Origin of the sequence: Okeania sp., assembly GCF_035285525.1 — a bacterium.
Taxonomy (GTDB): domain Bacteria; phylum Cyanobacteriota; class Cyanobacteriia; order Cyanobacteriales; family Microcoleaceae; genus Trichodesmium.
The window spans coordinates 16,975-27,504 of sequence record NZ_JAYKGW010000179.1; the positions used below are offsets into that span (position 1 = coordinate 16,975).

The following is a 10,530-nucleotide window of genomic DNA, read 5'->3' on the forward strand; positions in this document are numbered from 1 at the left end:
AAAAAGTAGGTACATCCACGGGAGCAAGATGCACGGTTCCCGAAAAATCGCACTGATAACATTTTTCCTGATTATAAAAAAGCAAAGAAACTGGGTTTATATGAAATTCCGTAATAAAATCTAACTCCCATAAACCCGGTTTCTTGTAACACTACCAAGATGGAGCTGTATTAAAAAACTGAATGCTAAAAGCTAAATTCTAAAAGCTAAATGCTTACCTATTTATTTGTAAATAAATAAACATCATCCTGTTGATAACTAAGCTGAAATTCAGAATTTAATTTTAATTTATCGACTAATTTTACCGAATATTCCTGACTACTTTTCCAACCAGGATAACGTACATTTACTAATATATAATCATATTCAGCTAAGATTTCATTTCTGGGAAACTCTTCTTCTTCAACAATTAATTTAATAAACTGACGATGAGTTAAATGAGGACTAATTTTTGAAGTAGTTAAAACCCCACCTTTTGTCTGAACTAAACTAATAGCATTTCGTGTTGCTTGCCAAGTATCTAAATCATCTAAATAAATAGACCAAAAATAACCATATTTAGCTAAAGCCAAAAATCCGATACAAGACCAAATGATTATAAATTTTGGTAAGCAGTTACTAACAATTGTAGATATATTTTTATCCTGATTTTCTTGAGAGCGACGTAAATTCCAGAGCCAATACCATAAACCACATTTACCATCAGCAATAGTATAAATTACAGCCATTAATAAAAAAGGCAATATTGGCAAAGAATATTGATGAATTAAATCTCTTTGAGCATCAATATCAGAGAGAATATTCATCGCCAAAACTGGAGAAGCAGCTATTAAAGGAGTTAAATATCTTAGAGCCAGCCACCAAATTATCGGCATATTTAACAATAATAAATATTCTAAAGTTTTGAGAGAAATTAATCTGCCAAACACTAATTCAGGTCTTAAAAAAAGATTCAATAAAATTTCTGGGATAGAGTTACCTAAATATCCATAACGTCCGACTCCTCCTGGTGGTTTACCATCTTTAAAATAAGGTATTAACATTTGAGTAACAATAATAAACCAAGCCACACCAGCAAATAAAGCTATTGCACCATAAACCCGCTTTTTTTCAAAGAAATATAACCAAAAACCCATAGCAGCGACAGTTAAAGATAAAGCATCTTTACAGCCTAAAACCCAGATAATAGCTATACAAAACCAGAGAATTTTATCTAATTTAGCTGCTAAAATTGCTCCTAAAATTGCTGGCAATGCCATTACCTCTGGATGAAAATCAAATAAGTTTAGATTAAACACCACTGGGTATAATAAATAAACTATTACTATGGCAAAAGCTTGTTGTTTATTTAAACCTGAATAACGAGCTAAACTCCAAGTAGGTAAAGTTCCTATTGCTAAAGAAATTGCTTGTATTAGTAATAGCCAATAAACTGAAGGATAAATTTTATAAAGTAATGCTACGGGATACATTGCCCAAGCAGCATGATTTCCCAAATGATGTACTTCTAAAAAGGAAGAAAAGGGAGGTAAACCTTGACTTATTAAATAAGTAACTTGGTCATAAATTCCCATTTCAAAAGCAGTCGATTGAAATAATAAGTGACGCACACTGCTACAGAGAAATAAAATTATGGCAGCAATGATAGTTATTTGAAGTAAAAAATTAGATTTTAATTGTTTGAGAATTATCATTGATACAGGAAGTAGTAGTATTAGAAAATATCTAAAAATATAGACTTGCGCTACGCACAAGTCATAACTTAGAAGCAATTTCTGAATCAAATGTATTGTTTGATGGTTTAAGCGTTTAAACCTTGTATCCTAACTTCTACCTTTTCCGTGTTAGTAGTACAATAACTTGATAAATCAAAAACCAAGTCAGGACCAAAAGCGCTAAAGGTGGCATCAAGAATCCAAGAAATATCATAACACCAAAAAAGATAGGGTATCCATCTTTTAGATTTAGATTATTTCCACCTAGAGCATTTAGATCAGAATTTTCTGATTCATTTCTCTTCATTTCCCTTTCCCTATCTGCTCGTTCTGTTTCATAATATGTCACGATTTATTCCTGTTGTTTTTCTCTTTCTATTTGTTCTTCTTTTCCCTTTCTATTTCCCATTTTCTATCTTCATCTTCATTTGACCACATAATAGCCTCCAAATTAAAATAAAAATTGACTTTAAACAATTTTAGTAGGACAAACTTAACCCTAATTTTACGTTATATTCAATCGGCTAAAAAAATGATTTTGAAAAACCTAGCCCCAAAAAATTAATAACTCTAAATAATGCTAGCATACATATCAAGTTTGAAGTCAAAACTGATGACTAATCACTGAAAAAGCTGATAACTGATAACTGAAATGAACCAACAAAAAATAAGTGATTGAAGAAGCAATTTTAATTCTTAAAAATCATTTATAAACCTTAATTTTTTTTCGCTTGTAATTTAAGAGAAGGAGATTATCTTGACTTCATAGATAACTTATTTAAACATGAAATCCATGAAAGTTTTCATCAAAAAAATCTTGAATTTAGAGAACTCAAATAAGAGTTAATTAAATATTTTCTTTCATAAGAAATATACAGCAATTATAAATTATTTGTGATCAAAAACTTTAGGGGTTTGGTTTAAAAACTCAACGGCATCAAGTATCTGGAAATCAAACCCCTACAATAAAATTTTACCGAATAATTAATAATTAAATAATTAAATAATTCCCGCCTTGAAGCCTCCCCTTTAAAAGGGAAAAAGCGGTCATTTTCAGCGCTTGAGCCGACATGAACGCTGCGCGACATGAAAAGCCGAGCTTCCCGTAGGGTGAGATGGATGAGTTCTCTAACCATATCTAATCTCCCCTTGAGAAATAAATTTTTTCCTTTTATTCAATCCTCTCTTTTTTAGAGAAAGGTAATTATCAATTATCCATTATTAAAACCTATTTAGGATTGCTATAGTACAAACAAATCATAAAAAAATTGGCACAAGCAACGAAGAAGTTAGAAAGTAAGTATTCAGTTATTATCTGTCAGCTATCAGCAATATAAATTTTAACTTTAAGCAAGGAATTTAAACGAATATAGACTTGAAAATTGGTTTTTTTAGTAATATAATATTTCATTCTGAATAGTAAAGCTTTTATCACCAGCTAAAAGCTATAGCTGATAGTTGACGGCTGAATGCTTACATTAGACAAAGATAAAGAGACAAATAAATAAGAGGATCAAAGCAATAGAAGCAAAAATCATACACCCACATCCTGCCTCTGTTGAACCAGAATTTTTGGGTTTATAACTATTTGTTGCTTTTGTTGATGTTTGTCTTGATTTCAATTCTCTTTCTCTTTTTTTTCTTTCTGCTTGTCGTTTTGCTTCATAAGCCGCAGCTTCTTCTTGCTCTTGTTTTTCTCTATCTATTTCTGATTCTGTATCTCCACCCTCATCTGAATACATAATAACCTCCAAATTAAAATAACAACTTACTTCAAACAATCTGAATAGGACAAATTTAAACCTATTTTACATCAGATTTAATGTAAGCTTTTAGCTATCAGCAATAATACTCTGCTCTTGTAGTAAGATTTGACTTTTGAATGCTTACGATTTAATCTACTAAAAAATGATTTTGAAAAATCTAGCCCTAAAAAAAGTAATAATTTTAAATAATGTTAGCATATACAAGAAAAAATTACCTAGAAGTCAGAAGTTTTTATGAAGTTTGAAGTTATAACTAAGGAGATTATCTTGACTTCAGAGATAAGTTATTTAAACATGAAACCCACCAAAGCTTGTATCAAAAAATTCTTGAATTTAGAAAAGTCAAATAAAGTTTAACCCAAGGAAATGATTCAAGTGGGAATAATAAATCAAACTAAAGCATTTTTTTGTCTAAAACGCTCAAATATTTAGGGACTTTGCATACAACTTCCCTACCTTCTTAGTTCTTAGTTCTTAGTTCTTACTTCTTCCTTCCAAATACTATTACATCATTTTCTTGATAATTCAATTTCCATTCTTGATTATTTTGAAGACTTTTAAACAGAATAATACCCTCCTTTTCAGTATCCGGCCAAGGATGACGTAAATTTAAAACTACATAATCAAATTCATCTAAATTATCTGGTTCTGTTTGATTTAATAACTTCACAATTGAACGATGAGTAAAATGAGGAGCCAATCTATTATCTGTTAGTACCCCGCCTTTAGTTTTGACATAACTAATTGCCTTATTTGTAGCTTGCCAAGTATCTAAACTACTCACAGGAGAAAATAAACTTCCGAAATTTCCAACTAAGAGAAATATTAAAGTAGACCACAAAATAATTATGGGGGGATATTGAAAATTTGGTATTGGTAATCTCAGATTAAATTTGGGAATTTCTAACTTACTTATCCAAGTTGATTCTATCTGAATATTTTCATTTTCTTCCTTCTTCCTTCTTTCTTTTGAAGAAGCTGGTGCTAAACAGGAAATTACTACTAATAATAAAAAACTAATCGCAGGCAAAGAATACTGATAATTTAAACTTCTCTGAAATGATATTTCCGAGAGAACATTGATTATAATTGTCGGAATAGTTGGAATTAGGGGGATAAAATTAGGTAAGATAGTTTTATTTGTTTGTCTTAGTGGAAATATCACCCAAATTATAGGTAAAAATAATAGAAAAATATATTTGATATTTTCCCAAGAAAATACTTTGCCTAAAACTATTCCTGGCTGTAGTAAAACATTAATTATAATTTCTACAACCGAATTTCCCAGATAACTATAACGAGCAACTCCAGCTACTTCTTGACCACTGAAAAAAGGAATAATTCCTTGAGTCACAACTATAAACCAAACCATACCTAAAAAAAGAGCAATTAAACCACAAAACTTACGCTTTTCAAAAGTTAGTAACCACAAACCCATAAAAGCTACAGTTAATGATAAAACAGCTTTACAACCTAACACCCAAATAATAGCAACACAAAACCAAAAAATACGTTTTAGTCTAGCTGCTAAAATTGCTCCCAAAATAGCAGGCAAAGCCATGACTTCTGCGTGAAAATCAAATAAATTAACATTAAAAATTACCGGGTATAAAAGATAAGAAATGGCGATCGCTACTGCTTGTCCTTGACTTAATCCCGCTAGTCTAGCTAAACACCAAGTAGGCCAACTTCCCAAAGCTAAACATAAAGCTTGTAGAAAAAGTAGCCAATGAACATCAGGATAAATGATATAGAATAATCCGAGAGGATAGGCAGCCCAGGCTGCATGATCTCCCAAATAGTGATGCCCCAAAAAAGAAGAAATGGGAGATTTTCCTTGACTAATTAAATATATAGCTTGGTCATAAATACCCAAGTCAAATCCAGTAGAATAAAACAAGAAGTGACGTAAACTGCTACATACAAAAAAAGTTAAAGTTGCTACAATTATTAACTTACTCACAATAAGTGGTGGCAAAAGTATCATATTTTTAAGTCCCACATTCCCAAGTCAATGCTGACTAACGCCTATATGATATCATGACTTACGCAGTGACAATAATTGTAGTCACAATATCCAGAATAATTCCGGAATTATACACCATATATAGAAGTCCTCAGTGAGTCCTGATATTTTGTCTGTGCTTATAGGGCGCGAATGCCTTGGTTTGTAATCTCTAATACCCTATTGTCTTGAAATGGTTCAATTAAAAACCCCTTGCGGTTCTTAGACTTAATCAAGTGCAATGAGCCAACTTCCTGTTGGGTGAGGCAATCTGTTAAACAGCCCTTTTCCCAATGATATCGCCAGTTTCGGCTTTGATTCATACCACCGCAATCATTATGAACTAAACTCATCAGATTGCGAATTTTGATTGACTCCTGTTCCACAATTTGTCTAAGGGCCATAATCCCTTTCACCCCGCACTCGTCAAATCTATAATTCTGGGCAGAGCGAAAAATTTCTAAGTGGTTTGGGTTTTTCTTGAATAACAAGTTCATTGTTTCGGTATTTCGATACAAAGTCATATAGCCAGGGTTCCCCTGGGATGAACTCACCATGTCATATCCATCCAAATTTTCAGGAGTCAAAAAGGAGCCTAAATTCCCGATGACCATATCAATATCGCAATACCCCCAAAAGTCATATACTTTTAAGTAATCAGAAAAAACAAATCCATAGGTTGGCTTCAAATCACAGAGTTTATAGGGCTTAAAATTCTCAAATTTCAGACCTAATTTTTGCTCAAATAGTTGCACTAATCTAGACAACTCCATGCCATGAAAGGTGACGTCACAGGTTTGATATTTTGCATACTTGTCCTTGTAAGAGATATTCGTCAGAATTTTGAGGTCAATTAAGGTGTTTTGCCTAAAAGTTCCGATGAAATGTTCAAAGTAGCGAGGAAACTGGCGAGGATTGAAGACTTTTCTCAGCTTTCGATTTCGGATGAGAGACAGTCGGGTTTCTGAAAAGAAGGGAATGATTAAACAGATAGAGGCCATAGGAAATATAATAAAGTCGATATTTTTTGAGCAAAGTTTTTTTCACTAACTTGATTGCTAAATCACGTTTTTTGACAAATTCTTTATCTTCCTTCACCTTTGGTAAAGATGTTGATTTATTACAGCAATCAATCCGATCCCTGGGAGTCAGTTGGATGGTGGTAGATTATTTATTATGAACTAAAGTTTACCACATAAAGCATTAAATCATGGTAATAAAAACCGTTTCGGTTTCTTAGTTGGGATTTTCCACAAAACTACAATATTTAGAAAGTATTGAAACACAATTTTCAAACCCCTTCATGCCTTCTGCGATTGATTTTGGAGTTATTTTTTGTTTTAATTTTCTAGGATTTCTGTCAATAATACCTTTGTTGATTTTCCCTTTAGAATCACCTATTCCGGGTATTCCTGTTTTATTTGTTACTTCGTATTCTTCTGAAAATTCTGATTGTGTTCCCAGAAATTTTTTGAAAGCATCAAAAACAATATCTGTCTGATTGAGCAGTTGATTATGGGTAATTACTAAACTGCGTTCTTTGCTATTGATTAACTTTCCATATCTTTCTAAAGTTGATAAGCGTTCTAAATAGTAATTTAATGCTTTTTCTTCACTCCAGTGTGGCTTTAGGTCGAGAAGACTAGCTATTGTTCTCTCTGGCTCTCTAAGGAGAAATATACTATATAAATTTTCCGAATTTAATAAATTTTCATCTAAAAAAAGATGATTGTGTAAAGTTTTATCGAGAATATATTTATGATTCATTCTCAACTTTTTTAATTCTGGAAAACTGCGAATATTTTGGGTTTTACGATACACTTTAAATACTAATTTATTCAAATCAAATTCATTAGTATATTGAATGTGAGTTTCGCCATATCCTAAAATTTCCTTATGAGAACTTAATATATTAGTTAGTAATGAAGAACCAGAACGCATGTGACTGAGAATAAAGATGAACTTGTATGGTTCCGGTCTAAACATCACTCGGTATGGGTCTTTGACTTGATTAATTCTCAAGTCATAATATTTACGAACTATATCATTTTTAATAATTCGGATAGATTGACGTGTTTCCTTGATGAAATTCTTCATATTTCACAGAAATTCTTTTTTTTTCAATCATAGCTCATTTATGAAATAAAAGCAATATTTACTCATTTCTTAACATTATAAATTACATTATTTTTCCAATCTTATGACTTCAGATGAACTTAAACAAAAGTATAAAAAAATGTAGACCCAGAGACTCAATAAAGTGGCATTTATTGTGGGAAAATAATTATACCTATTCCCATGCTTATGAGGTAAAAATTTCCTGGTTTTAGGGAGCAGGAAATAGGGAATAGGGAATAGGATAAAAATCAAAATAGATGTACCTTATGACTATAGTAAACGCTATATACATCTCGAATAATAAAAAATAAAATCAATTACCCCACTCTTATTCACCAATTCTTTATCCTTGCTTCCGGCTCATTAATACTTCTTTTCTAGAAATGTTTATTATACCTGAACTTTCCCTCTAATAAAAAGCTAGTATGGGACTATCCACAGGTAGTTAAAGGTAATTTTTTAACTACCCGTTACTGAGTAAAATAGCTCTGAGGCTTTACCACTTCATTATTCTGAGCAACTTTATCTATAGTATTATATTAGCTCTGCAATCTAATCCAGAAATTATCAATTATTTCTTCCTGTTCCCTGTCCCCTACCTCAACTAGGAAATTTATTTGGCACGACTACTTATAATCAGTAAATCATTGCATTATATAAGTAAGTTGGTATGAAAAAAACTAAGTATTTCAATAATGGATAATTGATAATTACCTCTCCCTAAAAACGGATAGGATTGAATAAAAGGAAAAAATTTATTTTTTTTCCCTTAAAAAAGGAGGCTTCAAGGCGCTAATTATTTAATTATTAATTCTTTGGGAACAAAAAGTAAAGTAGCTCTGAAACCTATTCCATTCTTACTTCTCCCCTCTGCCTTCTGCCTTCATGTAACGATAAATTTTAACGCCTACCTACTTAGTTTATAGCCAAATTTAGCTAGGTAATCTTCTAGGGGGAAAGGAGTAAGTAAGGCTGACAAGTAGTTACCCCTCCCAAGATATTTGCAATTCCCTTTATCAAAGTGGATTTTCTATAAAAAGACAAAAATATGATTTTACCTCACAAACTTGAAAAGCGCTATACATTTTCTTGTACTTTACGATAACTTCATATTAATCATAATATTCTATTTTCACTCGATATAAATGACTAAGTAACATTTTTGACTTTTTTGTTTTTATCAGTATAATTTTGGTTTCAAACCTATATTAATATAAATATAGTAATCTAATTTTCATCCTATCCAAAATTCCGTTACTTTCAGCGAATAAGGAACAGAGAAAAGGAAATAGATAAAAGTTTCGGGGGTTTTGATTTACTCCTTGATTTGTTACAACCAATTTAGGATGGTTATATAACTTCAGTATATTAAATTTGTTAGGTATAAAATAATCATAGACTTAGATAAAATATTTCTGGATAAACACTATTGAAGTGAGTTATATCATCTCCAGTTGAATAGTCCCACTTTCCAGGAAGGAAGGCACTTATGCCAAAGGCAGAAGCCATAAAGAAAAGAAAGGTTCAAAGGAAAAAGGTTTTTTTCACTGATTATCCGGATATGATATTAAATTCCAGAAAAGTTTTGTAAAGATTCAGTAAATTTATAGACAAATGCTTGTCATTCTTAAGTAAGAATGGCTATAGTGTATTTGTCAGGGAAAAAAAGTTCACTAACTATTCAAAATAGAGAGAAGAACTTCAAAGTTTATATCTACACAAATATTTCAAGAAACTAATCATTATCTTCAATAGTTTCAAAATGTTCATTTACTAGGACGTGTCATCTATCAAAAACCATAATCTTTCTTCTGGTTGTAGTTATAGTGAGTAAGGTGGGAGAAATTCCAATATTATTCCCTATATTTATTCAGAATTTTCAAAGATTCAGTAAATTTCTAGATAAATGGTTGTCATTCTTAAATAAGAATAGCTATAGTGTATTTATCAGGAAAAAAAAGTTCACTAACTATTCAAAATAGAGAGAAGAACTTCAAAGTTTATATCTACAAAAATATTTCAATAAACTAATCATTGGTACTGGTGCTGCTACTTTAAATAGTTCTATAAATATTATCTAAGCATTCAACTATTAGCATTCAGCTCTCAGCAATAAGACTTCAATAAATGTAGTAATATTTAATTGGAGATACTTCAATATCCACTCTTAAAAATGTGGTTCAAAGAAAGCTTTTATCGTGCAACCAAAAGCAATAAATAGCTAATAGCTAATAGTTGAATTGCCCAGTTCGACCAAGGAAGCTAGCTGACGGCTGTTTGTCCAGTATTCCGTAGGAAATTATTACAATATCAGGACTTACCCATGAACCTTATTATTAGGGTGCGTTGTTGCGCTTCGTATAACTCCGTTAACGGCGCTTGAGCCGACATGGAAACGCAGCATTCCCTATACGAAAACGCTGCGCGACATGGAAAGCGGAGCATTCCCTATACGAAAAAGCCTATCTTGTAACGCACCGATACCCTATATATAGTCCCTTTGCGTAAGTCCTAAATATTATACTAAATCCGGTTTAGAAAAGCTGATAAAAATTACTCATAAACTAGCCAATGATAATTAGTTAATTTTTTGACTTCTGAAGTCATTTTTTTTAATACATGACAACAATATACTAAAACTTCTTCTATATCTTCAAAGAGTTTCAAAATCTTCATTGACTAGGGCATGTTATCTATCAAATACCATAATCTTGGTGCTGGTTGTATTTCTAGTGAGTACGGTGGGAGAAATTCCACTATTATTCCTTATATTTATTGATAATTTTCAAAGGATATTGATAGTTTAATCCCACAGCGAAACGCTGTATTTTTAATTATTCATCCTCAAGAAATTTTCCACAATAGATACCATCACGAGTATTTCTACAGGGTCTCTACAAGTTCTATATTTTTCCTTCACCCTCTA

6 protein-coding genes are annotated in these 10,530 nt (G+C 31.6%); all 6 read right to left on the bottom strand.

Going from position 1 to position 10,530, the window contains the following annotated elements; translation table 11 throughout:
• Window positions 1–218: 218 nt before the first annotated feature.
• Complete coding sequence (locus VKJ25_RS17445; protein ID WP_324237910.1) at window positions 219–1,694, bottom strand: DUF2079 domain-containing protein; 1,476 nt, start codon at window positions 1,692–1,694, stop codon at window positions 219–221.
• A 1,499-nt stretch (window positions 1,695–3,193) separates the two neighbouring features.
• A complete protein-coding gene (locus VKJ25_RS17450) occupies window positions 3,194–3,457 on the bottom strand; it encodes a hypothetical protein (RefSeq protein WP_324237911.1) in 264 nt (87 codons plus the stop codon).
• Window positions 3,458–3,962: 505 nt separating this feature from the next.
• Complete coding sequence (locus VKJ25_RS17455) at window positions 3,963–5,468, bottom strand: DUF2079 domain-containing protein (protein WP_324237912.1); 1,506 nt, start codon at window positions 5,466–5,468, stop codon at window positions 3,963–3,965.
• A gap of 158 nt (window positions 5,469–5,626) precedes the next feature.
• Complete coding sequence (locus VKJ25_RS17460; RefSeq protein WP_324237913.1) at window positions 5,627–6,487, bottom strand: DUF6625 family protein; 861 nt, start codon at window positions 6,485–6,487, stop codon at window positions 5,627–5,629.
• Between the two features lie 235 nt (window positions 6,488–6,722).
• Complete coding sequence (locus VKJ25_RS17465) at window positions 6,723–7,583, bottom strand: sulfotransferase (RefSeq protein ID WP_324237914.1); 861 nt, start codon at window positions 7,581–7,583, stop codon at window positions 6,723–6,725.
• 2,574 nt (window positions 7,584–10,157) lie between these two features.
• Window positions 10,158–10,280, bottom strand: a complete 123-nt coding sequence (locus VKJ25_RS17470) for a hypothetical protein (protein ID WP_324237915.1) — start codon at window positions 10,278–10,280, stop codon at window positions 10,158–10,160.
• Between the last annotated feature and the right edge of the window lie 250 nt (window positions 10,281–10,530).